The 25,828-nt window shown below is 63.9% G+C and carries 26 protein-coding genes; 7 read left to right on the top strand and 19 right to left on the bottom strand.

The features are described from left to right. Positions 1-162 precede the first annotated feature (162 nt). The 3 genes from NHH88_09465 to NHH88_09455 all read left to right on the top strand — a co-directional run bounded on the left by NHH88_09465 (position 163) and on the right by NHH88_09455 (position 2,310). Positions 163-1,284 carry a cupin domain-containing protein gene (locus NHH88_09465; protein USX15989.1) on the top strand — a complete coding sequence of 374 codons (1,122 nt, stop codon included), beginning with the start codon at positions 163-165 and terminating at the stop codon, positions 1,282-1,284. A 19-nt stretch (positions 1,285-1,303) separates the two neighbouring features. Then, positions 1,304-1,780 (top strand): hypothetical protein, encoded by a 477-nt coding sequence (locus NHH88_09460; protein USX15988.1) that lies wholly within the window; start codon positions 1,304-1,306, stop codon positions 1,778-1,780. A gap of 290 nt (positions 1,781-2,070) precedes the next feature. Next, positions 2,071-2,310, top strand: coding sequence for a hypothetical protein (locus NHH88_09455; GenBank protein ID USX15987.1), 240 nt, complete (start codon positions 2,071-2,073; stop codon positions 2,308-2,310). Positions 2,311-2,518: 208 nt separating this feature from the next. Here NHH88_09455 and bamC read toward each other — a convergent pair whose 3' ends face one another. The 10 genes from bamC to NHH88_09405 all read right to left on the bottom strand — a co-directional run bounded on the left by bamC (position 2,519) and on the right by NHH88_09405 (position 12,155). After that, positions 2,519-3,709: an outer membrane protein assembly factor BamC gene (gene bamC / locus NHH88_09450; GenBank protein ID USX15986.1), complete on the bottom strand. Its 1,191-nt coding sequence runs from the start codon at positions 3,707-3,709 to the stop codon at positions 2,519-2,521. Positions 3,710-3,831: 122 nt separating this feature from the next. Continuing rightward, the gene (dapA, locus tag NHH88_09445; GenBank protein USX15985.1) at positions 3,832-4,707 is read right to left on the bottom strand and encodes a 4-hydroxy-tetrahydrodipicolinate synthase; all 876 of its coding nucleotides are present in this window, start codon (positions 4,705-4,707) and stop codon (positions 3,832-3,834) included. 84 nt (positions 4,708-4,791) lie between these two features. Further along, the gene (locus NHH88_09440; protein ID USX15984.1) at positions 4,792-5,340 is read right to left on the bottom strand and encodes a class I SAM-dependent methyltransferase; all 549 of its coding nucleotides are present in this window, start codon (positions 5,338-5,340) and stop codon (positions 4,792-4,794) included. Positions 5,341-5,383: 43 nt separating this feature from the next. Further along, positions 5,384-6,586 (bottom strand): tryptophan--tRNA ligase, encoded by a 1,203-nt coding sequence (locus NHH88_09435; GenBank protein USX15983.1) that lies wholly within the window; start codon positions 6,584-6,586, stop codon positions 5,384-5,386. A gap of 2 nt (positions 6,587-6,588) precedes the next feature. Beyond that, a complete protein-coding gene (locus NHH88_09430) occupies positions 6,589-7,266 on the bottom strand; it encodes a site-2 protease family protein (GenBank protein ID USX17304.1) in 678 nt (225 codons plus the stop codon). 80 nt (positions 7,267-7,346) lie between these two features. Then, complete coding sequence (locus NHH88_09425; GenBank protein USX15982.1) at positions 7,347-7,970, bottom strand: L-threonylcarbamoyladenylate synthase; 624 nt, start codon at positions 7,968-7,970, stop codon at positions 7,347-7,349. Between the two features lie 73 nt (positions 7,971-8,043). Beyond that, complete coding sequence (htpX, locus tag NHH88_09420; GenBank protein USX15981.1) at positions 8,044-8,919, bottom strand: protease HtpX; 876 nt, start codon at positions 8,917-8,919, stop codon at positions 8,044-8,046. Between the two features lie 134 nt (positions 8,920-9,053). Next, on the bottom strand, positions 9,054-9,887 hold the full coding sequence (locus NHH88_09415; protein ID USX15980.1) for a PHP domain-containing protein: 834 nt from the start codon (positions 9,885-9,887) through the stop codon (positions 9,054-9,056). Further along, positions 9,881-10,894, bottom strand: a complete 1,014-nt coding sequence (locus NHH88_09410; protein ID USX15979.1) for a threonine/serine dehydratase — start codon at positions 10,892-10,894, stop codon at positions 9,881-9,883. Before NHH88_09410 ends, NHH88_09415 begins: the two co-directional genes overlap by 7 nt. Before the next feature lie 376 nt (positions 10,895-11,270). Next, positions 11,271-12,155, bottom strand: coding sequence for an alpha/beta hydrolase (locus tag NHH88_09405; GenBank protein ID USX15978.1), 885 nt, complete (start codon positions 12,153-12,155; stop codon positions 11,271-11,273). Between the two features lie 160 nt (positions 12,156-12,315). Between NHH88_09405 and NHH88_09400 the strand changes: the two genes are divergently transcribed. Together NHH88_09400 and hslO are read left to right on the top strand one after the other, a co-directional pair. Then, positions 12,316-12,840: a gamma carbonic anhydrase family protein gene (locus NHH88_09400; protein ID USX15977.1), complete on the top strand. Its 525-nt coding sequence runs from the start codon at positions 12,316-12,318 to the stop codon at positions 12,838-12,840. Positions 12,841-12,843: 3 nt separating this feature from the next. Next, complete coding sequence (hslO, locus tag NHH88_09395) at positions 12,844-13,797, top strand: Hsp33 family molecular chaperone HslO (protein USX15976.1); 954 nt, start codon at positions 12,844-12,846, stop codon at positions 13,795-13,797. 72 nt (positions 13,798-13,869) lie between these two features. Here the strand turns inward: hslO and NHH88_09390 are convergent, their stop codons facing one another. Next, complete coding sequence (locus NHH88_09390; GenBank protein ID USX15975.1) at positions 13,870-14,841, bottom strand: bile acid:sodium symporter; 972 nt, start codon at positions 14,839-14,841, stop codon at positions 13,870-13,872. A gap of 6 nt (positions 14,842-14,847) precedes the next feature. Continuing rightward, positions 14,848-15,171, bottom strand: coding sequence for a hypothetical protein (locus NHH88_09385; GenBank protein USX15974.1), 324 nt, complete (start codon positions 15,169-15,171; stop codon positions 14,848-14,850). Positions 15,172-15,301: 130 nt separating this feature from the next. Between NHH88_09385 and NHH88_09380 the strand changes: the two genes are divergently transcribed. Together NHH88_09380 and NHH88_09375 are read left to right on the top strand one after the other, a co-directional pair. Next, a complete protein-coding gene (locus NHH88_09380; GenBank protein ID USX15973.1) occupies positions 15,302-17,710 on the top strand; it encodes a TonB-dependent receptor plug domain-containing protein in 2,409 nt (802 codons plus the stop codon). Then, a complete protein-coding gene (locus NHH88_09375; protein ID USX15972.1) occupies positions 17,710-18,915 on the top strand; it encodes a glycerophosphodiester phosphodiesterase in 1,206 nt (401 codons plus the stop codon). Before NHH88_09380 ends, NHH88_09375 begins: the two co-directional genes overlap by 1 nt. A gap of 123 nt (positions 18,916-19,038) precedes the next feature. Here NHH88_09375 and NHH88_09370 read toward each other — a convergent pair whose 3' ends face one another. From NHH88_09370 to NHH88_09340, 7 genes are all read right to left on the bottom strand, one after another. After that, the gene (locus NHH88_09370; protein ID USX15971.1) at positions 19,039-20,220 is read right to left on the bottom strand and encodes a hemin-degrading factor; all 1,182 of its coding nucleotides are present in this window, start codon (positions 20,218-20,220) and stop codon (positions 19,039-19,041) included. An 18-nt stretch (positions 20,221-20,238) separates the two neighbouring features. Continuing rightward, positions 20,239-22,596, bottom strand: a complete 2,358-nt coding sequence (locus NHH88_09365; protein ID USX15970.1) for a TonB-dependent receptor — start codon at positions 22,594-22,596, stop codon at positions 20,239-20,241. A 253-nt stretch (positions 22,597-22,849) separates the two neighbouring features. Beyond that, the gene (locus NHH88_09360; protein ID USX15969.1) at positions 22,850-23,419 is read right to left on the bottom strand and encodes a gamma carbonic anhydrase family protein; all 570 of its coding nucleotides are present in this window, start codon (positions 23,417-23,419) and stop codon (positions 22,850-22,852) included. Between the two features lie 15 nt (positions 23,420-23,434). Beyond that, on the bottom strand, positions 23,435-24,070 hold the full coding sequence (locus NHH88_09355) for a glutathione S-transferase (protein ID USX15968.1): 636 nt from the start codon (positions 24,068-24,070) through the stop codon (positions 23,435-23,437). Further along, positions 24,067-24,786, bottom strand: coding sequence for an aspartate/glutamate racemase family protein (locus tag NHH88_09350; GenBank protein USX15967.1), 720 nt, complete (start codon positions 24,784-24,786; stop codon positions 24,067-24,069). The genes NHH88_09355 and NHH88_09350 overlap by 4 nt, the downstream gene beginning before the upstream one ends. After that, a complete protein-coding gene (locus NHH88_09345; protein USX15966.1) occupies positions 24,786-25,403 on the bottom strand; it encodes a DUF1349 domain-containing protein in 618 nt (205 codons plus the stop codon). Before NHH88_09345 ends, NHH88_09350 begins: the two co-directional genes overlap by 1 nt. After that, complete coding sequence (locus tag NHH88_09340; GenBank protein ID USX15965.1) at positions 25,400-25,804, bottom strand: VOC family protein; 405 nt, start codon at positions 25,802-25,804, stop codon at positions 25,400-25,402. Before NHH88_09340 ends, NHH88_09345 begins: the two co-directional genes overlap by 4 nt. Between the last annotated feature and the right edge of the window lie 24 nt (positions 25,805-25,828).

Here is a 25,828-nt window from a genome sequence, read left to right as displayed (position 1 = left end):
CCTTTCTGTTATGAGCAGGCAGATTATACCTTTAATCGCGGGCGCACCCGACCCGCATGGGAGGGGTGCGGCCCAGAGCGATAGACCCGCACGGCGCGGACCGCCGGGGTCGGACCCGCAGGGTCCGCCCCCTCTGACTGGGGTGCGGGTTTATAATGCGGTATGAAAAAATTACCGCTCCTCGGCGACATCACGCCGGCGCAGTTTCTGCGCGAATACTGGCATAAAAAGCCACTCCTGATCCGTAACGCCATCCCCGGCTTCAAGCCACTGCTGAGCATGGATGCCCTGACCAAGCTGGCCTCGACCAACCACGCCGAATCGCGCCTGATCGCGGCCGTCGACGGCGAATGGTCGATGCAGCACGGCCCGCTGGAAAGCCTGCCGCCGATGACGCAAAAGGAATGGACTCTGCTGGTCCAGGGCGTCAACCTGTTCGACGACAAGGCCGACGCGCTGCTGCGCCAGTTCCGCTTCATCCCGGATGCCCGCCTCGACGACCTGATGGTCAGCTTCGCCACCGACGGCGGCGGCGTCGGTCCGCACTTCGATTCCTACGACGTGTTCCTGCTGCAGGCGCAGGGACAGCGCCGCTGGCGCATCGGCCCGCAGAAGGACCTGAGCCTGGTCGAGGGCCTGCCGCTCAAGATCCTGGCCAACTTCAAGCCGAACGAGGAGTTTGTCCTCAATCCGGGCGACATGCTGTACCTGCCGCCGCACTACGCCCACGACGGCGTGGCCATCGGCGATTGCCAGACCTATTCGATCGGCTTCCGCTCGCCTTCGTACCAGGAGCTGGGCGAGGCGTTCCTGCAATTCATGGCCGATTCGATCGACCTGCCGGGCCGCTACGCCGATCCGGAACTGGAGGCGACGGCCAAGCCGGCCGAGATTCCGCGCCATATGCTGAGCACGATCACCGAGGAAATCAACAAGGTCCGTTTCACCGAAGAGGACGTGACGATCTTCCTGGGCGAATATATGTCCGAGCCCAAGCACAACGTGTTCTTCACCGGACCGGCCAAACCGCTGACGTTCGGCAAGTTCGGGGAGGCGGCGGCGAAAAAGGGCCTGTCGCTGTCGCGCAAATCGCAGATGCTGTATCGCGGCAAGCACGTGTTCATCAACGGCGAATCGTTCGGCGTCGGCCGCGCCGACAAAGTGGCGCTGGAGTTGCTGGCCAATAACCGCGCGCTGACCGGCGCCGAGCTGGCGACGGCATCCGACGATGTGATGGACGCGCTGTACACGTGGTATCAGGACGGCTGGATCGAACTGGGTTAATCAACTTGGCGGAGGCGGGATGGAAAGGCAAGTGTTTACCTTCACCACGAAGGGAGGGTTTGTCGAGCAACTGACCGCCTGCCTGGGCCGCGCCGAGCACACGCTGCGGCTGTTCGATCCCGACTTCGCCATCTGGAACCTGGGCGGCAGCGCCACCGACGCGATGCTGCGCCGCTTCCTGAAAAGCGGCGGGCGCCTGCAACTGGTCGCCCACGACGGCCGCGTGATTGAGCGGGACGCGCCGCGTTTCTTGCGTTTGGTTAAGGATTACAGCCATGCGACCGAAGTCCGGCGCACCAGTCAGTCGCTACGGCAACTAACCGACTCGTTCTGTATTGCCGACGAACGCCATATCGTCCGGCGTTTTCATTCAGATCATTTCCGTGGTGAAGCAGTTTTTGACGGGCCGGCCGATATAAACACCTCTTTGGAACGTTTCCTTACAATTTGGGACGAATCCGGGTCCGGATTGTTTGCAAACTCAACAGGACTTTGAGCGGTTAGGGGTAAAATGCGGTGTTCGAAGCGAACTCCGGTAGTGGCCGGCTTCCCTAAACTGAAGTCGAAAGCGAAATGTTGCGATACCGCAAAATAGTTGTGAGAACGGCTCTTTGTCCTATTGCGACGCAGTAAAAATCGCTATAATATTCGGTTAGGAAGTTTCCGTTGTCTGGCAGGCACCATGTCAGGTACGAAAAGCCTTCGAAGACGACCTAATGAGCGATAATTACCGGTAATTATTAATCGCAACACTGTGTTCAATTTTGTATTTACTAAGGAAAATCCATGAAAAAATCCCTGCTGATCGTTTCCCTGCTGGCCGTTGCTGCTCTGACCGCTTGCTCGAAAAAAGAAGAAACCACCGTTACCCCAGCACCAGTAGTGGCTCCAGAAGCTGCTCCAGCTGCTCCAGCTGCTCCAGCCGCTGACGCTGCTGCTCCAGCCGCTCCAGCTGCTGACGCTGCTGCTCCAGCCGCTCCTGCTGCTGACGCACCTGCTGCCGCTACCCCAGCTGCTTCGAAGTAATCAGTAAGGAAGAACCCGCCAGCGCTGATGGCGCCGGCGGGTTTTTTTTCGCCTGACGCTTTTGCGTGCAAATGGAAATCACCATTTATTCGCGGCTATAAAAAAACCGGCATTGCGCCGGTTTTTTTATGTCCGGATATTCTCCGGGATATTCAGTGGCGGCGCCAATCCGGCGCCGCCACGGCTGTCGAGCTTATCGCCGTCGCGATTATTTCAATTGCTCGTGCAGCAGGGTCAGGATCTTATCGCCGACCGGGCCCGTTTCCGGTTTGCCGGCATTGCTCATCACGGTAACGGTGCTGCTGTTACCAGCGCCGGCCTTGACGGAAATACGATAGCGCTGCGCTTCCTTATCGGCTTCCGACGACGAACCCCAGCTGAACAGCTTGCTGAAGAAGCCTTTGGTCTCGGTCGCGTCGTCGATGTAGCGGACGAAGTACGTGCCGCTGGTGCGGTCGCGGTCCTCGACGGTGAAGCCGGCGCGGTCCAGCGCCAGGCCGACCCGGCGCCAGGCGCGGTCGAAGCCCTCGTCCACCTGCACGGCGCGCTCGGCGCCGGTACCGACCAGCGACGCGTGCTGCGGCTGGACGATGGCCGATTCGACGGCGGTCTTGGCCGGCGAGGTGTCTTCGCCGCCGTTGCCCAGCTTGTTCATCATGCGCGCCAGGAATTCGGCTTCCAGGCCCGGATCGTTCGGACGCGGGGTCCAGATCGTCGATTCCTTTTGGGCGCCGGTGACCACTTCCTGGGCGCCGCGATGGCTGATGTAGATTTCGCTGGCGCCGTCGGCGCGGCGTTCGATGCGGGTGCGGAACTTGTCGCGCTCGCCGCTCGAATAGACCGAGTCGAAGACCTTGCCGATGGTGTTACGGATGAAATCCTGCGGAATCTTGGCGCGGTTTTCGTTCCATTCGGTTTCCATGATGCCGGCGGTCGGCAGTTCCTGCGCCATGGTGAAGCCCGAATCCTCCCAGAACTTCTTCAGCTGCGGCCACAGTTGCTCGGGCGTCTGCTTGATCACCAGCCAGCGCTGGTTGCCGTCGCGCTCGACCTTGATGTCGTTGACGCTGGTCGGCACCACGGTGCCGGCCAGCGGCTGGCCCGGCACGACCACGCCGGGACCGACACCGGCGGCGGCCGCCGCGCCCTTGGCGGCGTTGTAGCCGGAGGCGGTGGCGACGCCGTTGTTCGAGTCCGGCAGCGAGTAGCGGTTATCCTTCTGCAATTGCGTCAGATCCGGCGGCACGTCCAGGGTGCTGGCCTTCTTGGCGGACTTGTAGTCCACCTTGTCGTTGCCGATGACGGAGCTGATCATGCCGCAACCGGTCAAACTGGCCATCAATGCGCCCAGTACCAGCACGCGCTGCGAGGAAATAGAAGCTGTCTTGCGTATAGTCATGTCGTTACTGTTATAAGAAGCTGGAGTGCAGCAAAATATGATCCGATCGAGTCGGGGCTTGTTGCTCAGGCAGCTACCGCGCCCGTCCAAAAAGCGCGGGCGCCAGCATACCTGCCGGGGTTTTACAGTACGCCGGCCTCTCGCAGGGCCGCGCGCACCGCGTCGTGACAATCGGCGCCCAGCGGCACCAGCGGCAGGCGTATGCCGGCCGGCATCTTACCCATTTCCGCCAATGCCCACTTGACCGGCACCGGGTTCGGCTCGATGAACAGCTTCTGGTGTAGCGGGAACATTTGATTGTTCAACGCCACGGCCTTCGGGATGTCGCCGGCGATCGCGGCCGCGCACATCTCGGCCATGGCGCGTGGCATGACGTTGGCGGTGACCGAGATATTACCGGCGCCGCCGCCGAGCATCAGCGCCATTGCGGTCGGATCGTCGCCGGAATAGACGGCGAAAGATTTCGGCGCCAGGCGCAGCAGGTCGTAGCCACGGCCGATGTTGCCGGTCGCGTCCTTGACGCCGACGATGCCGGGCACCGCCGCCAGACGCAGGATGGTGTCGTTGCTCATGTCGGCCACGGTACGGCCGGGCACGTTATACAGGATCACCGGCAAGTCCACCGCTTCGGCGATGGCCTTGAAGTGCTGGAACATGCCTTCCTGGGTCGGACGGTTGTAGTAGGGAACCACTTGCAGCGTGGCGTCGGCGCCCGCTTCCTTGGCGAAACGGGTCAGCTTGATCGCCTCGGCGGTCGAGTTGCCGCCGGCGCCGGCGATAATCGGGATGCGGCCGTTGGCGTGGGCGACCGTCGCCTTGATCAGCGCGCAGTGCTCTTCGACGCTGACGGTGGCCGATTCGCCGGTGGTGCCGGCGATGACGATGCTGTCCGTGCCCTCGGCGATGTGCCAGTCGATCAGGCGGTTCAGGCCCTCGAAGTCCAGACTGCCGTCCGGGTGCATCGGAGTGACGATTGCTACTATGCTGCCCTTAATCATAGGAAACCACTGCATAAAGTATTAAAACGACGATTGTAGACGATGAGTCGCGGTTATGGTGCATTCGGGGCGACAAATCGGGTTTCAAAATGGTGGCAACAAGGCCGCCACCCTTGGAAAATCGGACTTTACGGCGCAGATTCGTTGCACCATGGCAGTTTTTGGAGCGTCGACGACGCCCTCCTCGAAGGCCACCACGCGCAGGCCCTGGTCGCGCGCCCAGTCCAGCAGCTCGCCCGGCTTGAGCAGGAAATCCGGATTCGATGGTTTGCCGAACTGCGCGTTGCCTTCTGCGAAAGTTTCGTAGATCAGCACGCCGTCCGGCGCCAGGCTGGCGATCATCGCGGCCGTTAGCGGGCGATGGAGGTAGTTTGTGACCACGATGCCCGCAAATCGCGCGGCACCGAACGGCCAGGCGGCGCCCGCCTCCTCCAGATCGATGTTGGAGGTGGTGATGTCGGGACCGGCGGCCAGCGCCAGCGCGTCGGCATCGCGGTCGACGGCGACCACCGAGTGGCCGAGCGACGCCAGATGGCGGGTATGGCGGCCGTTGCCGCAAGCCAGATCCAGCACGTCGCCACCGGGAATCAGGGGGGCGTAACGCCGCACCCAGGAAGAGATGTTATCGCTCATGATGTCTTTACCGGAATTTACGAAGGGTTACAAAATTTCCGCGCTACGTGTAGGCCAGGCCCATGGCCTCGCGCACGTCGCGCATGGTGTCCTGCGCCAGCCGGCGGGCGGCGTCGTTGCCGTCGGCGACGATGGCGCGCACCAGCGACGGGTCGTCCAAATATTGCTGGGCGCGCTCGTGCATCGGCTCCTGTTCCTTGACGATGGCGTCGATAACGGGCTGTTTGCACTCGATGCAGCCGATACCGGCCGACATGCAGCCGCGCTGCACCCAGGCCTGGGTCGGCGAATCCGAATACACCTGATGGAATTGCCAGACCGGGCAACGGGCCGGATCGCCCGGATCGGTGCGGCGCACGCGCGCTGGATCGGTCGGCATGGTGCGGATCTTCTTGCCAACCGAGTCCTTGTCCTCGCGCAGCGCGATGGCGTTGCCGTAGCTCTTGGACATCTTGCGTCCGTCCAGGCCCGGCAGGCGCGAGGCGGCGGTCAGGCGCGCCTGCGGCTCGACCAGGATCAGCTTGCGGCTGCCCTCCAGATAGCCGAACAGGCGCTCGCGGTCGCCCAGCGACAGGTTCTGGGCGTCGTCGAGCATGGCTTTGGCCTGCTCCAGCGCCTCGTCCTTGCCGTCCTGCTGGTATTCGGTGCGCAGCTCCATGTACAGCTTGGCGCGCTTGCTGCCCAGCTTTTTGACGGCTTTTTCCGCCTTTTCCTCAAAGCCTTTTTCCTTGCCGTACAAGTGATTAAAACGTCGCGCTATCTCGCGCATCATCTCGATATGCGGCACCTGGTCGTCGCCGACCGGCACCTGGCTGGCGCGATAGATCAGCACGTCGGCGGCCTGCAGCAGCGGGTAGCCGAGGAAGCCGTAGGTGGCCAGGTCCTTGTTGGCCAGATTCTCGATCTGGTCCTTGTAGGTCGGCACCCGTTCGAGCCAGCCCAGCGGCGTGGCCATCGACAGCAGCAGGTGCAGCTCGGCGTGCTCGGGCACGCGCGACTGGATGAACAGGGTCGTCTGCGAAGGGTCGATGCCGGCGGCCAGCCAGTCGATCAGCATCTCCCACGTGCTGCGCTCGATGACGCCCGGATCGTCGTAGTGCGTGGTCAGCGCGTGCCAGTCGGCCACGAAGAACAGGCACGGCTGCTCGGCCTGCAGCTTGATCCAGTTTTTCAGCGCGCCGTGGTAGTGGCCCAGATGCATGGAACCGGTCGGACGCATGCCGGAGACGACACGATCGGGATACATGGTTACCCCAAAAGGAAGATCAGTGGTTTCACCAGCATGTGGAAAACGCCCTGCACCAGATGCATGCCGCTGATGAGGAAGCCGGTCAGCAATCCGAACTGCATCATCAGGATCAGGCCGATGAAGACGTAGACGCCGTAGCGCTCGATCTGCGCGTACTTGTTCGCCAACGGCATCGGGAGGATGCCGGTGACAATGCGCCCGCCGTCGAGCGGCGGCAGCGGAATCAGGTTGAACACGAACATGGCGGAATTGACGCCGATGCCGGCCTTGGCCATCAGGATGAAGAAGTCGTCCTGGTCGGCATGGAACACGAACGTCAGCACCACCCACAGCACCATCCAGCCCAGCCCCATGACGAAGTTGGCGCCGGGCCCGGCGGCGGCCACCAGGGCCATTTGCTTTTTCGGGTTGCGCAGGCGGTTGTAATCGACCGGCACCGGTTTGGCGTAGCCCAGCGCCGGCAAGGTCAGCAGGCTCAGGACCAGTGGCAGCAGCACCGTGCCGAACAGGTCGATGTGGCGCATCGGATTGATGCTCAGGCGGCCGAGGTCGGCGGCGGTGGGGTCGCCGAAGTAGCGGGCGACATAGCCGTGGGCGGCTTCGTGCAGGGAAATTGCAAAAAGAACTGGAATGGCGTAGACCGTGATGGTCCGGACGATGCTATCTATATCCATGATGGAGGGATTCTACCAGAGGCTGCTAAGTGATCTTGGGCGCCGTCGAAGGCCGGCGCGCTTGCCTTGTCGCAAAGGGAGAATCAGAGCCCGAACAAGGCGGCGTCGCCCCGGCCCTGGCGCACCAGTTCGGCGTCGGCTCCGGTCAGGTCGATCACGGTGGTTGGTTCCATGCTGCAGGCGCCGCCGTCGATGACCAGCTCGATCTGCTTGCCCAGCCGCTCGCAAATGGTGTCGGCGTCGTTGAGCGCGTCCTCCTCGCCCGGCATGATCAGTGTCGTGCCCAGCAGCGGCTGCTGCAACTGCTCCAGCAGCGCCAGCACGATCGGGTTCTCCGGCACGCGCAGGCCGATGGTCTTGCGCGACGGATGACTGAGCCGGCGCGGCACGATCTTGGTCGCCTCGAGGATGAAGGTGTACGGTCCCGGCGTGGCGCTCTTGAGCAGGCGGAACTGGCGGTTGTCCACGCGCGCGTAGACGCCGATCTCGCTCAGGTCGCGGCACAGCAGGGTCAAATGGTGCTTCTCGTCGATGCCACGAATACGGCGCAGGCGCTCGACGGCGCCCTTGTCGTCCAGGTGGCAGACCAGCGCGTAGCAGGAATCCGTCGGCACGGCGACGATGCCGCCGCCGTCGATGATCTGCGCCGCCTGCTTGATCAGGCGCGCTTGCGGGTTGACGGGATGTACCTGGAAGAATTGACTCATGGTTGGCTGGCAGGGCCTGGCCGCGACTGAGGTTGTGCTTGCCTACAGCCGGCCGAGGCCGCTATTAATAACATCAGGATTGTACGCTACGCAGGGCGGCGATGCGCTGCTCGAAAGGCGGGTGCGTCGAGAACAGCGCGCCCCAGCCGCCACGGTTGGTGATGCCGGCGGCCGCGATCGATTGCGGCAAGGCGCCCGGCTCCATGCCGTTCAGGCGGGCCAGCGCGTGCTGCATCGGTACGCTGCTGCCGAGCAGCTTGGCCGAACCGGCGTCGGCGCGGAATTCGCGCTGGCGCGAGAACCAGGCCACGATCAGCGAGGCGACCAGGCCGAACACCAGTTCGCAGACGAACACGGTGGCCATGTAGCCGATGCCGGTGCCCTGGCGGTCGTTCTTGAGCAGCACCTTGTCGACGAAGAAGCCGACCACGCGCGCCAGGAACACCACGAAGGTGTTGACCACGCCCTGGATCAAGGTCATGGTGACCATGTCGCCGTTGGCGATGTGGGCCACCTCGTGGCCGAGCACGGCCTCGACCTCATCGCGGTTCATGTTTTCCAGCAAACCGGTCGACACGGCCACCAGCGCCGAGTTCTTGAAGGCGCCGGTGGCGAAGGCGTTCGGCTCGCCCTGGTAGACAGCCACCTCTGGCATGCCGATGCCGGCGCGCTCGGACAGCGCCTTGACGGTGTTGACCAGCCACAGCTCGGTCGACGACGACGGCGTCTCGATCACCCGCGCGCCGGTCGACCACTTGGCCATCGGCTTGCTGATCAGCAGCGAGAAGATCGCGCCGGTGAAGCCCACCACCAACGAGAACGCCAGCAGGCTGCCCATTTCCAGAGTGCCACCCGCGCCCGGACGGCCGATGCCCAGCAGCGACAGCACGATGGACAGCACCAGCATGACGGCGAGGTTGGTGGCGATAAACAGGACGATGCGTTTCATTGGTTGTTCTCCGATAGGGACAAGTTTGCCCAGATCATAAGGTATGACCGGCTTTACGCAAAATCAAGATGGCAATATTAATTACCGCCGGTAATCAGCGGAGGGTTTTACCGCACCCCGATTACCGGCGAGGGCTAAAACCAATCGTGCCAAACGGGCTTGACGTTGGCCGGCAATGGCGGCAACAACGCGAAATCGACGCGCGACTCGCCCGGCGCATGGAAATCGGTGCCGCGCGACGCCAGAAAACCGTAACTATTCGCCAACTGCGCATACACGGGATATTGATCAGGCGTATGGCTGCCGGTGACGACCTCGATCGCCTCCCCGCCCAATTGCTTGAACTCGTCGAACAACTGCCCCTGGGCCAACTGGCTGAAGCGATAACGCCCCGGGTGGGCGATGACGGCGATGCCGCCGGCCCCGCGTATCCACTCGACCGAATCGGCCAGGCTCGCCCAGCAATGCGGCACATAACCCGGTTTGCCCTCGGACAGATACTTCTTGAACACATCCGGAATATTGGCGCAGGCGCCGATTTCCACAAGATAGCGGGCGAAGTGGGTGCGCGACATCAGATCCGGATTGCCGACATAGGTCAACGCGCCCTCGTAGGCGCCCTTGATGCCCACCGCCTCCAGCTGGCGCGCGATTTCCCGGCCCCGGTTGTCGCGGCCCGAGCGCGTGCACGCCAGGCCGTTGACCAGCGCGGCGTTGGTCTCGTCGATGCGCAGGCCGACAATATGCACCGTTTCATTGGCCCACGTGATCGAAATTTCAACACCGGAGACAAATTGCATCCCCTGCTCCTTGGCGGCGGTGCGGGCGGCGGGAATGCCGCCGACTTCGTCGTGGTCGGTCAAGGCCCAGACGTCGACGCCGGCCTTGCGCGCGTGGGTGGCCACGGCGGCGGGAGCAAGAACGCCGTCGGAGACATTGGAATGGCAGTGCAGATCGACTTTTAACATGCTGTCATTGTATCCCGGATGCGCGCGCCCCTGCATAGCAGCTCCGCAAAGCGCGCGGGGTCGATATTCGAGCCGCACACCAGCAAGGCCACACGCTTGCCCTGGAGCCGCTCGCGCAGCGGCCCGAACAGCGCGGCCGTCGCCACCGCCGCCGCCGGCTCGGCCACCAGCTTGGCATCGCGGAACAAGTACAGCATGGCCTCGCAGATCTGGTCGTCGTCGACCCGCACCACCTCGTCGACAAAGCGGCGGCAGACGTTGAAGCTGTACTCCATCGCATACGGCGCGCCCAGGCTGTCGGCGACTGTATCGACCCGTTCCAATGTCTCCAGCGCGCCCGAGGCGAAGCTGCGGTACAGCGCGTCGGCGCCGAACGGCTCGACTCCGTAGACGGCGCAGTGCGGATTGAGCTGTTTGACGGCGGCGGCGATGCCCGCGCACAAGCCGCCACCACCGACCGGGACCACCACCGCGTCCAGATCCGGCACCTGCGCCATCAGCTCCAGCCCGACCGTGCCGGTGCCCTGCGCGGTCAGCGGCCCGTCGTACGGATGCAGCATTGTGCGGCCCTCGTCACGCTCTATCTCGCGGCCGCGCGCGAACGCCTGGTGTACGTCCGGCATCAGCAGCACTTCGGCGCCGAACTCGCGGCAGGCGGCGATGCGCGCCGGGCTGGCGTGCGCCGGCATGACGACCTTGGCGCTGCATCCGGCCAGCCGCGCCGTGTAGGCCACGGCGATCGCATGGTTGCCGGCGCTGACGGCGACCATGCCGCGCTTGTGCGCCGCCGCGTCCAGCGCCTCGATGCAGTTGAGCGCCCCGCGCAGCTTGAAGGTGCCGGTTTTTTGAAACAGTTCCAGCTTGAGCCAGACTTCGGTGGACGGAAATTGTTCTTCGATGACGCCGGTTTGCCAGCGCCAAACGGGCGTATGCAGAACTTTTCCTTGCAGGCGGGTGGCGGTGTCGCGGATCTGGGTCAGCGAGGGATACGGGTGGGACATTGTCATTGGGTGCTCCATTAAACTATTCAGGGAAGGCGCGGGCACTGCCCGCACGCGGGGACGCGCTGGGGCTGGGGGCGCCGAGCACCGGCGCAGCCGCAGCTCAGCGACCCTGAATAATTCGAATAATGGAGAAGGACTGACCGCAACCGGCGAACGCGACCTGGCCGGCGTCTGTAGCGACGTGGCGGTGGTCCGTGACGGAGGTGTTAAGCGGGTTCATGCGGTCAATCATGCCAAAGAAGTGGCGCGCTGGCAAGATGTTCGTAGGGCGGATTAGGCGGAACGCCGTAATCGGCCATCTTTAAGCCGCCGGCGACGCATGCATGGCCGATTACGCTTCGCTAATCCGCCCTACGTGGTTCAGATGAACGCGTGATTTTCAGCGCGTCAGGAATTCCTCGATGTACCCCGCCAGCTCGACCGGCTGATCATGGTGCAGCATATGGCCGGCATCATGCACCATCTTGCGGGTGACGTCGCGCAAAAAGCCGAGGCGGCGCTCCAGCTCGACCTGCCCGCCCGGCTTCGACCCGAGCCAGTCCCACATATTGGTTTGGTCGGCCTCGACCCACAGCACCGGCGCCGTGATGGCTTTCCAGCACGCCATGACCTCGTCGACGTTGTACGGCAGCGGGCCTTGTTGCTTGTGCACGGGGTCGCCGAGGATTTCCCACTCGCCCTGCTCGTTCTGCGCCGACCAGTGCTGCGACAGGAAGGCGGCGCGCTCGTCGCTCAGGCGCGGATTGGTTTTCTGCAAGCGCGCAGCCACCGCCTGTTGCGACGGGTAGGTGCGCAGCTCGGGCTTTTCCAGCAAGCCATCCATCCACTTGGCGTAGCGGCCCGGCGCCTGCTCGGGCTTGGCGGCGCGCAGGCCCGCCCCTTCCAGGTTGACCAGCTTGCGGATACGCTCCGGCCGCGCGCCAGCGTACAGGCCAAGGATGTTGCCACCCATGCTGTGACCGACGATGTCGACCGCGTTGTCCGGCGAATAGTGGCGCAGGATCGCGTCCAGGTCGGCCAGATAGTCGGGGAACCAATACGTGTCGTCGCCGCTACGGTCGGACAGGCCAAAACCGCGCCAGTCCGGTGCGATCACGTGCCAGTCGCCCTTCAAGGCATCGACGACGAACTGGAATGAGGCGCCCACATCCATCCAGCCATGCAGCATGAAAATCTTGGGCGCGCCTTCCCTGCCCCAATGATGCAAATGGCAACGCAAACCGCGTATGGTCAGGAATTCGGAGCGGGATGGTGTCAGCGTCATGGTTCTTGTCCTTGTCTAGACGAGCTTGAAAACGGCGGAGTCGGCGCAATATCGGTACATTGCTGGCCGCAAAGCAAAATAATAGCACGACCGTTCGCTGGTCGTGCAAGCGTAAAATAGCGCCATCCCGCCGTTCCCATCATTCAACCGAAGGTTTCCAATGTCTATTTATCAACTGGGCGAACACGCGCCAGAGATCGATGCATCGTCATTTGTCGCCGACAGCGCGACCCTGGTGGGCAAAGTCACGTTACAGGCCAACACCTCGGTGTGGTTCGGCGCGACCTTGCGCGGCGATAACGAACGCATCACCATCGGCGAGAACAGCAACGTCCAGGAAGGCACCGTGATGCATACGGACATGGGCTATCCGCTGACCGTGGGCAAGAACGTGACCATCGGCCACCAGGCCATGCTGCACGGCTGCACCATCGGCGACGGCGCCCTGATCGGCATCCAGGCGGTGATCCTGAACGGTGCGAAGATCGGCGCCGGTTGCCTCGTTGGGGCCGGCGCGCTGGTCACCGAAGGCAAGGAATTTCCTGAGAACTCGCTGATCATCGGCTCGCCGGCCAAGGCCGTGCGCACCCTGACCGCCGAGGATACCGCGCGCCTGCTCGCCAGCGCCGACAGCTATGTGCAACGCGGCCAGCTGTTCAAGACGCAACTCAAAAAGATTGGATAAAAAATGAGCATTACCCTGACTACGGATGTCCTGCAGAAATTCATCTTCGAGAACGCCGCCGTGCGCGGCGAGTTCATCGACATTTCGGCCACGTGGCGCGAGGTGTTGTCGCGCCATGACTACCCTCCTGCGGTCAAGAAGCTGTTGGGCCAGATGGTCGCCGCCGGGGCGCTGCTGTCGGCCAACCTGAAGTTCAACGGGTCGATCATCATGCAAATCCACGGCGACGGTCCGGTGCAGTTGCTGGTGGTCGAGTGCGATGCCGACCTGCGTCTGCGCGCCACGGCCAAGCTGGCCGAGGGCGCCGTCATCGCCGACGACGCCACCTTGCCGGCGATGCTGAACGCCAATGGCAAGGGCCGCTTCATCATCACGCTCGATCCGGCCGACAAGGTGCCGGGCCAGCAGCCGTACCAGGGCATCGTGCCGCTGGACGGCGACGATGTGGCGACCGTCATTGAAAACTATATGCTGCGTTCGGAACAGCTGGATACCAAGCTGTGGCTGGCTGCGGACGACAATGTCTCGCGCGGTTTGCTGCTGCAAAAGCTGCCGGACCATGGCGGCAAGGCCGGCGCCGAGCCGCTGACGCAGGAAGACGCGCTGGAGACGTGGAACCGGGCGGTGATCCTGGGCTCGACGTTGAAGGAGCAGGAGTTGCTGGAAACGACCGTGGATGTGCTGATGCAGCGCTTGTTCTGGGAGGAGACGATTCGGGTGTTCGATCCGTTGAGCCCGTCGTTCCATTGCACCTGCACGCGCGAAAAAGTCGGCAACATGTTGAAGATGCTGGGCCGCGAGGAGGTCGACAGCGTGCTGGAGGAACAGGGTCACGTGGGCGTAAATTGCGATTTCTGCGGGCAGCATTACGACTACGATAAGGTCGATTGCGCGCAGTTGTTCGCCAGTGACGAGCCGGTCGCGGCGCTGATACCGGCGAGCGACGTTAAGCACTAATACCCCGCACCCCGCAGGCCGGGGTCGGACCCAAAGGGTCCGACCCCATGTGGCCGCTTTGCGGGTTGGAGCCTACTTCACCTCGGGCTCTCTCGCATATCTCTGCGCCAGCACCGCGCACACCATCAATTGCAATTGATGGAACAACATCAACGGTAATACCACGGCGCCCAGCGCACCGCCGGCGAACAGCACCTTCGCCATCGGCACGCCGCTGGCCAAACTCTTCTTCGATCCGCAGAACACAATCGCGATCCGGTCCTCGCGGCTGAATCCCAACCGCCGGCTCAACTGCGCGGCGATCAGCATCACCGATCCCAGCAACACCACGTCAATCAACATCAGCCCGCCCAGCGACGCCCACGACAGCTGGTGCCACAGCCCCTGCCCGACCGCCTCGCTGAACGCGGTGTACACCACCAGCAGAATCGAACCCTGATCGACCATCCGCGTCAGCGGCTTGTTGCGCTCGACCCAGGCGCCGATCCAGCGCCGCGCGACCTGGCCCGCGATAAACGGCAGCAGCAATTGCAAGGCGATCTGCAACGCCGACTCCCACGGCGAACCACCCTTCATCTGCGCGGCCGTCAACAACCCGACCATCAGCGGCGTCAGGAAAATCCCGATCAAATTCGACGCCGACGCGCTGCATATCGCCGCCGGCACATTGCCGCGCGCGGCGGCCGTGAAGGCGATTGACGATTGCACCGTCGACGGCAGCATGCACAGGAACAGGATGCCCAGATACAGATCCGGGGTCACCAACGGCATCAGCAGCGGCTTGAGCACGAATCCCAACAAGGGGAACAGCGCGAAGGTGCACAGCAACACCAGCAAATGCAGCCGCCAATGCGTGATGCCGGCCACCACCGCTTCGCGCGACAGCTTGGCGCCGTGCAGGAAAAACAGCAGGCACACGGCAGCGTGCGTGATGCCGTTGAAGATGACGGCGCCCTGGCCGGTGCACGGGAACAGGCTGGCGGCGCCGATCGTCACGATCATCGCCAAGGTGAAGTTATCGGGTAGGAATTTGGGACGGTTCATCGCGGGCTACCACATCTTGATCTTGGCGCATTTGACTTCCAGAATATCGACCGCACCCAGCGTCTTGGCCGACGTCGCGCTGCGGACCAGATCGACGCGTTCGACGCAGGCGCCACGCATCAGCCGTTCCTGCGTCCGGGTGCAGATTGTCACCGTGCCGGCACTGCTGGTGTTGCACGAAAAGCCCTCGACCCGCATGCGCGCCACAGCCTGCTCCAGCGGCATGCCGGGCTGCACGGTGCCGGTGACGAAGTTGCCCAGCCGTTCCTGGTTGACCGTGTAACAGCCGGCCAGTGGCAACGCCAACGCCAGCATCAGAAGTATGCGCATCGTGTTCTTCCCTCTTATTTCCATACGGCAGTGTAACGCATCGGTCATCACCCGGTAACACACCGTCACTATCATGCGCAGCGTTGCTACCCCTGTTATCACTCTTTCAATCGGTTTTTCAAGGCAGAACATGAACAAGAAATTATCCGCAGTGTGCTTCGCCGCGCTGAGCTTCCCGATGCTGGCCATCGCCGCCAACGTTGCCGCCGCCGTCGCCGACATGGCCGCGCCGGCCAATGCCGCCGACGCGCCCGCCGCCGCTGCCGATAGCGTGGACACCGCCGCCGCTGCCGCCGCGCCGATGGCCACCGTGGAAATCGCCACCCGCAAGACCCGCTCGTCGGTCGCGATGACCAAGAGCGATATGCAGAAGATCCTGCCGGGCATCAATCCATTGAAGGCGCTGCAAACCCTGCCGGGCGTCAGCTTCCAGACCGCCGACCCGTGGGGCAACAACGAACAGAACACCTCGCTGTTCATCCACGGTTTCAGCAGCCCGCAACTGGGCTACACGATGGACGGCGTGCCGCTGGGCGACCAGCAATACGGCAACTACAACGGCCTGTCGCCGCAGCGCGCCGTCATCAGCGAGAACGTCGGCAGCGTGATCCTGTCGTCGGGCGCCGGCGACCTGTCGACCGCGTCGACCAGCAACCTGGGCGGCACCATCGAGACCTTCTCCAGCGATCCATCGCAGACGCGCAACCTCGCGGTCCAGCAGACCGTCGGCAGCTACAAGACCTCGCGCACCTTCATGCGCTACGACACCGGCGCCTTCGGCGAAGGCAACAGCGCCTACATCTCCGGCGTGCACCACGAACAGCGCGCCTGGGACTTCAAGGGCCGCCAGGGCGGCGACCAGTTCAACGCCAAGTTCGTCAACCAGTCGAGCCTGGGCAAACTGACCTTGTTCCTGAACTACTCGGACAAGATCGAGCCGAACGAGGACAGCACCGTGCGCTCGGCCACCGAGAAGTTCCAGCCGTACACCCGTCCCTTCCTGTACCCGAACTTCCAGCAGGCGGTTTCCTACCTGTCGCCGACCGGCGCCACGCCGGCCGCCGAGGGCAACAACTACCGCAACTACTACAGCGACGCCCAGCGCACCGACTGGCTGACCTACGCCAAGTTCGACATGAACCTGGGCGAATCGACCACCTGGTCGAACCAGATCTACTATCACAACGACGACGGCGTCGGCGTGGTGGCCGGCCCGATCGGTGTTGCAGGCCTGCCGGGCTTGTTCGCGGTCTATTTCCCGGGCCAGAACCTGAAGCAAGTGTTCGGCAACTCCGGCTACGCCACGCGCACCACCGAATACGTCATCAATCGCAGCGGCTACCTGTCGAGCCTGACCACCGAACTGGGCGACCACAAGCTGCAGGCAAGCCTCTGGCTCGAAAGCAACCGCTCGTCGGCGTACCGCCGCTGGTACGCGCTGGACGTCAACAATCCCAGCTCGCCGTACGACCGTCCCAGCGATCCGCTGATCACCCAGTACGGCAGCGAGATCGACAACAAGGTGGCGCAGATTTCGGTGCAGGACGAATGGCGCGTGCGCGACGACCTCGCGTTGCAAGCCGGCTTCAAGTCGAGTTTGCAATGGGCCGATGGCCAGTTCCCGGTGCAGCCTAAAGTGGGCGCCATCGCCAACGGTTCGACCGCTCTGCCGGTCGGCAAGATCACCACCAAGAAATGGCTGCTGCCGCAGATCGGCGCGCGCTGGGACATCACGCCGCAGGATCAGTTGTTCGTCAACGTGCAGAAGAACATGCGCCAGTTCGTTACCTATGGCGGTGGCGGCGCGTCGCCGTGGAGTCTGGCGAGCCAGCAGGCGTTCGACCTGTTCCGCGACACGGCCAAGCCGGAAACCTCGATCACCTATGAGGCCGGCCTGCGCACCAGCCACCAGCTCAACCTGGGCGCGCTGAGCGCCATCGACGGCCAGGTCAACGTCTACCACGTCAACTTCAAGGACCGCCTGCTGACGATCAGCCCAACGCCGGTGATCTCGTCCATCATCGGCGGCAACCCGGTGCTGGCCAACGTCGGCAGCGTCAAGACGGACGGTCTCGACCTGTCCGGCACGCTGCACTTCGGCCGCATGTTCTCGCTGTATAACGCGCTGTCTTACAACCGTTCCGAGTACCAGGACAACTACAGCAATGGCACGGCCGTGGTGCCGACCGCCGGCAAGGCCGTGCCAGGCAGCCCGGAGTGGATGAACAAGACCGTCGCCACCCTGACCGTCGCCGACACCGAGTTCCAGCTGATCGGCGACTACGTCGGCAAGCGCTACGCGACCTACACCAACGACCTGTCGGTGCCGAGCTACTTCCTGATGAGCCTTGGCGTGTCGGGCAAGCTGCCCTTCCTCAACGGCGGCTTGATCAAGAACGCGCGCTACCGCGTCAACATCACCAACCTGGCCGACCGCGAGGGCAGCTTGAATGTGGTGGTCGGCGCGGCCAGCGGGACTTACAATACATTCCCGATCGCACCACGTCAGGGCTTCCTGACTTTGATGGCTGACTTCTGATGAACACACTTTATTTGCCGAACCCGTTGCCGTCGCGCCTGTCTCGCCGGGGATTTATCCGGACAGCGGCGCTGACGGCCGGCGCCTCGCTGTTGTTGCCGGCATCGTCGGTGCTGGCGGCGACTGGCGGCCTGGCTGACCAGTCCGGCCTGCCGGGCATCGCACCGGTCGGCGCCGGCGGCATCGGCGGCGGCAAGAAGCCGCTGGTGTTCGCGCACCGTGGCGCCAGCGCGCTGCGGCCCGAGCACACCCTGGCATCGTACGCCAAGGCCATCGCCGACGGCGCCGACTATGTCGAGCCGGACCTGTGCAGCACCAAGGACGGCGTGCTGGTCGCGCGGCACGAGGCGTATCTGAGCGAGACTACCGACGTCGCCAGCCATCCGGAGTTCGCCAGCCGCAAGACGCGCAAGACCATCGACGGCGAGGCGCACGACGGCTGGTTCGTCGACGACTTCACCTTGGCGGAACTGAAGACCTTGCGCGCGGTCGAACGTATTCCGACTTATCGTCCGGGCAGCGCGCAGTACAACGGCATGTTCCAGGTGGCGACGTTCGAGGAGATCATCGACTTCGTCGCGGCCGAGGCGGCGGCGCGCGGGCGCATCATCGGCATCGTGCCGGAGTTGAAGCAATCGACCTATTTCGCCAGCGTCGGCCTGCCGCTGGAGGACCGTTTCCTGTCGATTCTGGACGCGCACGATTACACGCGCCGCAACCCGGTCGAAATCCAGTCGTTCGAGGTGGCTAATCTGAAGTACCTGCGCGGCAAGCTGGGACGGCGCGCCAACCTGCGCATCATGCAGCTGGTGATCGGCCAGGACGTGCGGCCGATCGATGTGGCGGCCGCCGGCGGCAAGCTGACCTTCGCGCAGATGTGCACGCCGGCCGGCCTGCGCGACATCGCGCAGTACGCCGACGTGGTGGCGCCGCCGACGCGCTCGATCATTCCGCTGAAGAAGGACGGCAGTCTGGCCGAGCCGACGTCGCTGGTGGACGACGCGCACAAGGCTGGCCTGCGTGTGGAGCCGTGGACGTTCCGGCCGGAGAACCAGTTCCTGGCGGCCGATTTTCGCGATGGCGGCAGTTTGCAGGCGCGCAATGAAGCCGGTTCGATCGCCGAGATGAAGCGTTACATCGCCGTCGGCCTGGATGGCTTCTTCACCGACGATCCCGCGCTGGGCCGCGCCGCCGTCGGTGCCTAAAACCAACTCCAGGGTCAGGTCCTCCATTGCTACACGGGCCCATCACTAGCCGAGGTTTTCGCTGCACTAGCGATCAGTTCGTGTAGCAATGGAGGACCTGACCCCGGAGTTGCCGCAGTTGCATTAGCGGCTGGCTTGGCGCGAGGCGTCTTCGGCTTTCGGCAAGGCTGCGGTCATGTTGATCCAGCTTGCCGGCTGCGGTTTCTTCGGTTCGCGCACGCCGAAGAAGCTGACGACCTGGTCGCTGTTGTTGTCGTAGAACTCGACCGAGGTGATGCCCGCGCGCTTGACCACCCAGCCGCTGGCGAAGGCGCTGTCACGCAGGTGCAGATTGAATTCCGGGTCGAGCACGTTGAACCAGCCCGGCGAGGCGGCGACCTTGCCGACCTTGCCGCTGAAGATCTGGATCGTCGAGCCGTTGCCTAAAAAGACCATGATGTCGATCTTTTGCTTGGCCGTCTCTTCCAGCAGCTGGCGCACCGCTTGCGGCGTGATGCGCGTGGCGGCGCCGGCAGGCGCGAGGCGCATCGCTTGCTGGCGCGAGACGCCGAACTCCGTCAACAAACGGTTGAACTGGTGTACGTCGTTGATTTCGTTCCATGCCAGCTGGAATTCCTTGACGTCGATCTCGCTGTCCGGTTTTTCCTTGGCCTTCGCAGATTGCGCGGCTACTTTCAGGTCGGCGCTTTGCGACGGCGCGCGGAAGTCCGCCACCAGCTTGTCGAACACCGGCACGCCGGCCTCGTTCTTAAGGTACAGCTTGTGCACGGCGTTGCCGCTGGCGTCGAAGAATTGCAGGCTGCGCGTGACGACGCCGTCCTTGCCCGGCTGCGTCACGGCGAACGCGTATTTCCATTTGTCGAAGGTGAAGCGCAGGTCGATCTCGCCGCCCAAGTAGCCCCCGGCGATGTTGCGCAGGCGCGCTTCGCGTTCTTTTTGCTTGTCTTCCTCGAGGCCGAGAATCTCGTCCTGCGACTTGAGCTTGCTGGCGACGCCGGTGCGCTCGAGCACACCGTTTTCGTTGCGCGTCAGCGCCAGTACTTTGCCCAGGTCCAGCGCGCGGCGCATAATTTCGCGCGGCACGGTATCCCCTTCCTTGAGGCGGACGACGGTTTTGCCGATGCCCGTCGCCAGCAGGTCCGCTTCCGAGACGCTGAGCGTTTTTGCGGCGTCGCGCGCGGCCAGCTTGGGCTGCTCGGCGCGCAGGGTGTCCCAGCGCTCGGCGAGGCTGGCGGCGCCGCCCGGCAAGGCGGTGAACAACAAGGCGCCAGTCAGCGCCAGGGTGAATCGGTGGTGAGATTTCATGATGGCTCCGTAGGTTGTTTAGTAGATGACTTTGAGATTGACGGCGAAGTTGCGGCCCGGACGCGCCTGGCGTTCGATGTCGGCCAAGGTGGCCGCCGTGGTGCCCGCGACCAGGCTGCGCGACGAGGCGTAGTCCCAGTACTTGCGGTCGGCCAGGTTGTACATGCCGCCGCTGACGGTGGCGTGCTTGTTGATGTGCCAGTACGCGGTCAAGTCCATGACCGTGTAACCGGGCACGGCGAACATGCCGGTCGTGGCGCTGGTGAACACGTCGGCCGTGGCGCGCTTGCCGCGCACCGTGCTGACGATGAAGGCGCCGCCGCCGCGCTTGGCCGGGTCGTCATAGGCGAACGTGGCGTTGGCCTTGTACGGTTGCACCGAGGCCAGTTCGGCCTTTTTGCCGCTGTCCTTGTTTTCGGCCGTGCCGCGCGAGATGCCGCCAGCCAGCGCCAGGCTGTAACCCTGCATCGGCTGCCACCATTGGCCCAGCGCGAAGCGGCTGCTCACTTCGCCGCCACGGATCCTGGCCTTGCCGACGTTTTCCGGACGGAACAGGCCTTGCGTAATGGTCGGGTAGTTGACCGGGTCGGCCGGCTGCGCGGCGTATTCGATGAAGTTGTCGTAGCTGGTGTGGAACAGCGAGAAGCTGACTTCGACACCCGGCGTCGGCGCGCCCTTCAGGCCCACCTCGAAGGCGTTGCTGGTTTCCTTTTTGAGGTCGGGGTTGCCCAGCACCGCGTAACCGTTGCCGGCGCCGGTGTAGCTGAACGAGTCGTAGCTGCCGGTGCGCTCAGCCGCGCTCGGCAGGCGGGTGCCGCGCGTGTATTGCGCGTAGGTGCTCAGCTGCGGGGTCAGCTCGACCGAGAAGTTCAGGCTCGGCGTGAGGAAGGTGTCCTTGTCCTCGCGGATTTCCTTTGCCGCGCTCGGGACGGCGATGACGTAGTTTTGCAGGTTTTGCGGCGTCAGCTTGCGGCGCTCGGCGCGCAGGCCCGGCGTCAGCGTGGCCTGGTGGCCGGCCAGGTTGAAACCGAACTCGCCGCGCACGTAGGCAGCCAGTTTGTCGGTGTCCATGTCGGCCATGCGGTTTTTCATCGTGATCTGGTGGGCGCCGGTGCGCACCACCGTGCGGTCCTCGAGCCATGGACGGCGGCTTTCCAGTTCCTCGTAGAGCACGCCGTAGCCGAGCACCGTGGACGGGTTCAACTGTTTGACGGCGTCGAACGCGATGCCCTTGCTGTCGTTGAAGTAGCCGGTGGTGATGTTGCGGATGTAGGGCTGGCCGCCGGTGACGTAGTTTGCGTTGGTGTCATCCTCGACCGACGCGGTTTGTTTGTAGAGCTTGGTTTCGAGCTTGTCGAACAGCAGGTTGTCGGCCGGCGTGTAGCGGTGCTCGACGCTGTAGCGGGTGCGCTCGGTGTTGGAGTTCTGCGTCGCGCCGGCCGGGTACAGGGCGCCGACCTTGTTGTTGTAGACGCGGTCGTGCTCGGCCTTGTAGTGGTCGACCGTGAAGCGCAGTTCCTGGTCGCGCGCCAGCTTCCAGTTGAGCTTGGCCAGAACGGCATCGGACGACCAGTCGTCCGGATTGGGGACGGCGTCGCCTTCGGTTTTGATTTCGGCGCCGTCGCGGTGGACGGCGACGATCAGCGCTTGCAGGTTGTCGCCAAGCGCGGTGGCGGCGGTGACGGCGTGCATGCGCGATGCCTGTTCCGACGCGTAGCCGAACTTGTAGTCGGCGTAGAGTTTGCGGGTGCCGTCCAGGTACATTTCCGGCGATTTGGTGACGAACGACACCGCGCCGCCCAGGCCGGGGGTACCGCCGCCGGCCGGGCTGGCGCCGGAGCCGATGCTGACGTAGTGGAACATCTCGGGGTCGAAGTAGTCGCGGCCGATGCCAAACGAATTCATCGATGTGCTTTCCGGGCGCGGGGCGGCGTCCGGCAGCGAGATGCCGTCGACTTCGAGGCTGACGCGGTTGCCTTCGACGCCGCGAATGTTGATGCCGGTGTTGCCGGCGCTGTCCCATACGTTGGCGCCGCCGCTGGCGGCGGCCGGCACGCTGATCAGCGGCGAGTAGCGGGCGATCTTGGCCATGTCGATGGCGTTGTTTTGTTCCAGCTGCTCGGCTTTGATGACGGTGGTGGTGCCGTCGCGGGTGGAGGCGGCGTCGTCGCGCTTGGCCTGGACGACGATTTCGCCGAGGGCCGGGGCGCTGGCGGCGGCCGCCGCCTGGGCTTGCGCTTGCTCTGCCTGGGCAGGGAGCATGGCGGCGGCCATCAGGGTGATCATTGCGGAGCGCACTGCGACGCCCATCAGGCGCGGCCGCAGGTTGTGGGTAGGCGCGGCCAGATGCCGGGCGCCCATGGTGGTGGTGGCCATAGAGTTCCAAGAGAGAGTTGTGGACGGCTGGCTCTCGGACTTACGGCGATTGCTGGCAAAAACGCATACTAACAATAATGATTCTCATTTACAAGTGGTGAACATGTAAAGATGATCATTGAGTTGCTCGGCGGAGAGGAGGAACCCCGTATGCGTTTAGCGAAACGCCGGCGTTACCACTTAGGGGTCGTACCCCGAGGGGTACGACCCCGCCCGGCGGTGCGGGTTGGGCGCCGACGGGCCAATATCGATTTTATTTGGCGCTGGTGGTCTGACTCTGCGCTGCTTTGCTCTCGCTGCTGACGTGGTTGTTTTTGACGCGGACGTAGTGCTCGGCCGAGTACTTCAGGTAGGCGATTTCCTCGGCGCTGAGCGCCCTGACCTTTTTCACCGGGCGGCCGACGTACAGGTGGCCGCTTTCCAGCACCTTGCCCGGCGAGACCAGGCTGCCGGCGCCGATCATGACGCGGTCTTGCACCACGACGTCGTCCATGATGATGGAACCCATGCCGATCAGGCATTCGTTGCCGATGGTGCAGCCGTGCAGCAGCACCGAGTGGCCGATGGTGACGTAGTCGCCGATGATCAGCGGCGAGCCGTCCGGCTTGCCCGGGTGCCTGTGGGCGACGTGGCCCATGGCGAAGTCCTGTACGTTGCTGCAGTCGCCGATGACGATGCGGTTGACGTCGCCACGCAGCACGGTGTTGCACCAGATCGAGCTGTCGCGGCCGATGCGGACGTCGCCGATGACTTGCGCCGTGGCGTGCAGATAGGTGCCGTCGCCAAGGACGGGGCTGGTGTCGAGATACGGGGATAAAGGCATGGAGGTCCGGAAAAGTCAGTGGGGGGAATAGGTGCTGTCGCCGTGCGGCGCGGCGGCGAATTGCGGCAGCGCTTCGGCGCGGCGCGACAGTTCGTCCAGCGATGGATAGTTTTCGGCGGCCACCAGCTCGGGCAGCATTTGCCGCATGAAATGCCAGGTGACGGCGGTCATGACCGCGCCGTGTTCCGTGCCGGGGCCGCCGATGATCAGCGGCTTGTCCCGCTGCTCGGCTTCGAGCGCGTCGAAGGCCGACAGCATTTGCAGGGTGACCCTTTCAACCCACGGCTGGTGCAGCTTTTCGGCCGGACGCACGTTGCGTTCGTAGACGATCTGCACGCCCTTGTCGCAGGCGGCCAGCGCCAGTCCGAGCACGCGCAGCGAGCGCAACAGCGCGGCGGGGTCGGACGGCGTCAGGCGCCGCTCCGGCGCGGCCAGGGTTTCGGCGTATTGCACGATCAGGGTGGAATCCATCAGCACGGTGCCGTCGCCGGTCACCAGGGTTGGCGCCTTGACCACCGGATTGATCTGGCGGAATTGGTCGAAGGTGCGGAACACCGATAGCGACTGGTGTTCGAACGGCACATCGAGTAGCTGCAGCGACACGGCGACGCGGCGGACATAGGGTGAGTCGAGCATGCCGATCAGTTTCATTTCTTCTCCGTGGTGTCGAGTGGAAGGCCGAGCGCGAACTCGGCGGCCGTGCGGGCGTGGATGGCGGTGGTGTCGAACAGCGGCACGGCCGCGTCGGACTGCGCGATCAGCAGCGAGATTTCAGTGCAGCCGAGGATGATGGCTTGCGCGCCCCGCTCCACCAGCGCGGCGATGATTCGGCGGTAGTCGTCACGCGAGGCGTCGACGACGTTGCCGAGGCAGAGTTCCTCGTAGATGATCCGGTGGACGATGTCGCGCTCGGCCGGCTCAGGGACGATCACGTCCAGGCCGTGCAGCTCGCGCAGCCGGTCCTTGTAGAACGCCTGTTCCATCGTGAAGCGCGTGCCGAGCAGGCCGATCCTGGTGTGGCCGGCGGCCTTGATGGCGGCCGCCGTGGGGTCGGCGATGTGGAACAGCGGGATGCCGGCCGCCGCCTCGATGGCCGGCGCGACCTTGTGCATGGTGTTGGTGCACACCACGATGAAGTCGGCGCCGGCGGCTTGCAGCGAACGGGCGGCGTCGGCCAGCAATGCGCCGGCAGCGTCCCAGTCGCCGGCGCGCTGCAATTTTTCCACGTCGTGGAAGTCGACGCTGACGAGCACCACCTTGGCCGAGTGCAGCCCGCCCAGGTGCTCCTTGACCGTTTGATTCACCTGCCGGTAGTACGGCACCGTCGATTCCCAGCTCATGCCGCCAATCAGTCCGATGGTCTTCATCAGATGCGTCCCGGAATAAAACTGAGGAAGGAGAACTCGGCCTCGAAGCCGGCTTCCTTGGGGCTGCAGGCGTACAGGCCGCAGGCGACCGAATCGGCACTGGCGCGCTCGTGGAGGTGGGCCATGCGGATTTGCGTCCACTGCTCGCCGTCGAGCGACGATTCGACAATGCAGTCGTTGTCCTCGGCGCGGACGCGGAACCAGACGGTGTCGATGTCCTTGGCCAGCGGCTGGGTCGACCAGTCCGAATAATGGCCGTTGGTGACGACGACGCCGAGGCGGTTGTCGCCGTCGGGCTCGAACTCGACCGAGGTCTTGAGCCAGCAGCCTGACGACAGCCGCACCATTAGCCCAGCCTGGTCGTACTGGTGCGCCGGGCGCGAGGTGACCTTGGTCGTGAGCACGAAGTCGCCTTCGGCCTGCAGGTGCAGGAAGTGGCCGTTGTCGACCTGGAAGCCGTAGTGGGTGCGCTGCCAGAAGTCGGTGGCGGCGTCGGTGTGGATGCGCAGGCTGTTTGCGGCGTAGTCGACCTGCCAGTGGGCGGGCTCGCAGTGCCATTGCAGCCGTGGGCTGAGCATGGTGTCGGCGAAGGTTTCGTGCAGCGGGGTGTCGCTCATCCGGTGTCCTTGTCTGGTGGTGGCCGTGCGTAGCTGACGGTGAGCATTTCCCATTGGTGGCCATCGGGCTCGTTCCAATAGACGATGCTGCCGCCGTGCTGCGTGTCGATGGCGAAGTCGGTCTGGCCATGCACGGCGCTGCGGTAGGCGATGCCGGCCGACCGGATGCGCGCGAGGATGGCGTCGAATTCGGCCTGGTCGACGCGGAAGCAGTAGTGTATCAAAGGAACGGGCTCGGCCCATTCATCGAAGTCGAGGGTCAGGCCGTCGTTGACGTAGACCGGGGCGAACGGGCCGATGCCGGTGGCCGACCACGGCACGCCGAGCAGCTCGGCCAGCAGTTTGGCCGCCGCGATCTTGTCGCGCGACGGCACCATCAGGTGATCCAGGGATATGGCCATACGCACCTCCTGCGGCCATTTTAA

The sequence above is a fragment of the Oxalobacteraceae bacterium OTU3CAMAD1 genome, from assembly GCA_024123915.1.
In the GTDB taxonomy this organism is placed as follows: Bacteria; Pseudomonadota; Gammaproteobacteria; order Burkholderiales; family Burkholderiaceae_D; genus Rugamonas.
This window is presented reverse-complemented; position numbering and strand designations above follow the sequence as displayed.

Coding starts and splice junctions, on each gene's coding strand:
- NHH88_09465 (USX15989.1), top strand. CDS start 163: ATGAAAAAATTACCGCTCCTCGGCGACATCACGCCGGCGCAGTTTCTG.
- NHH88_09460 (USX15988.1), top strand. CDS start 1,304: ATGGAAAGGCAAGTGTTTACCTTCACCACGAAGGGAGGGTTTGTCGAG.
- NHH88_09455 (USX15987.1), top strand. CDS start 2,071: ATGAAAAAATCCCTGCTGATCGTTTCCCTGCTGGCCGTTGCTGCTCTG.
- bamC (USX15986.1), bottom strand. CDS start 3,709: ATGACTATACGCAAGACAGCTTCTATTTCCTCGCAGCGCGTGCTGGTA.
- dapA (USX15985.1), bottom strand. CDS start 4,707: ATGATTAAGGGCAGCATAGTAGCAATCGTCACTCCGATGCACCCGGAC.
- NHH88_09440 (USX15984.1), bottom strand. CDS start 5,340: ATGAGCGATAACATCTCTTCCTGGGTGCGGCGTTACGCCCCCCTGATT.
- NHH88_09435 (USX15983.1), bottom strand. CDS start 6,586: ATGTATCCCGATCGTGTCGTCTCCGGCATGCGTCCGACCGGTTCCATG.
- NHH88_09425 (USX15982.1), bottom strand. CDS start 7,970: ATGAGTCAATTCTTCCAGGTACATCCCGTCAACCCGCAAGCGCGCCTG.
- htpX (USX15981.1), bottom strand. CDS start 8,919: ATGAAACGCATCGTCCTGTTTATCGCCACCAACCTCGCCGTCATGCTG.
- NHH88_09415 (USX15980.1), bottom strand. CDS start 9,887: ATGTTAAAAGTCGATCTGCACTGCCATTCCAATGTCTCCGACGGCGTT.
- NHH88_09410 (USX15979.1), bottom strand. CDS start 10,894: ATGACAATGTCCCACCCGTATCCCTCGCTGACCCAGATCCGCGACACC.
- NHH88_09405 (USX15978.1), bottom strand. CDS start 12,155: ATGACGCTGACACCATCCCGCTCCGAATTCCTGACCATACGCGGTTTG.
- NHH88_09400 (USX15977.1), top strand. CDS start 12,316: ATGTCTATTTATCAACTGGGCGAACACGCGCCAGAGATCGATGCATCG.
- hslO (USX15976.1), top strand. CDS start 12,844: ATGAGCATTACCCTGACTACGGATGTCCTGCAGAAATTCATCTTCGAG.
- NHH88_09390 (USX15975.1), bottom strand. CDS start 14,841: ATGAACCGTCCCAAATTCCTACCCGATAACTTCACCTTGGCGATGATC.
- NHH88_09385 (USX15974.1), bottom strand. CDS start 15,171: ATGCGCATACTTCTGATGCTGGCGTTGGCGTTGCCACTGGCCGGCTGT.
- NHH88_09380 (USX15973.1), top strand. CDS start 15,302: ATGAACAAGAAATTATCCGCAGTGTGCTTCGCCGCGCTGAGCTTCCCG.
- NHH88_09375 (USX15972.1), top strand. CDS start 17,710: ATGAACACACTTTATTTGCCGAACCCGTTGCCGTCGCGCCTGTCTCGC.
- NHH88_09370 (USX15971.1), bottom strand. CDS start 20,220: ATGAAATCTCACCACCGATTCACCCTGGCGCTGACTGGCGCCTTGTTG.
- NHH88_09365 (USX15970.1), bottom strand. CDS start 22,596: ATGGCCACCACCACCATGGGCGCCCGGCATCTGGCCGCGCCTACCCAC.
- NHH88_09360 (USX15969.1), bottom strand. CDS start 23,419: ATGCCTTTATCCCCGTATCTCGACACCAGCCCCGTCCTTGGCGACGGC.
- NHH88_09355 (USX15968.1), bottom strand. CDS start 24,070: ATGAAACTGATCGGCATGCTCGACTCACCCTATGTCCGCCGCGTCGCC.
- NHH88_09350 (USX15967.1), bottom strand. CDS start 24,786: ATGAAGACCATCGGACTGATTGGCGGCATGAGCTGGGAATCGACGGTG.
- NHH88_09345 (USX15966.1), bottom strand. CDS start 25,403: ATGAGCGACACCCCGCTGCACGAAACCTTCGCCGACACCATGCTCAGC.
- NHH88_09340 (USX15965.1), bottom strand. CDS start 25,804: ATGGCCATATCCCTGGATCACCTGATGGTGCCGTCGCGCGACAAGATC.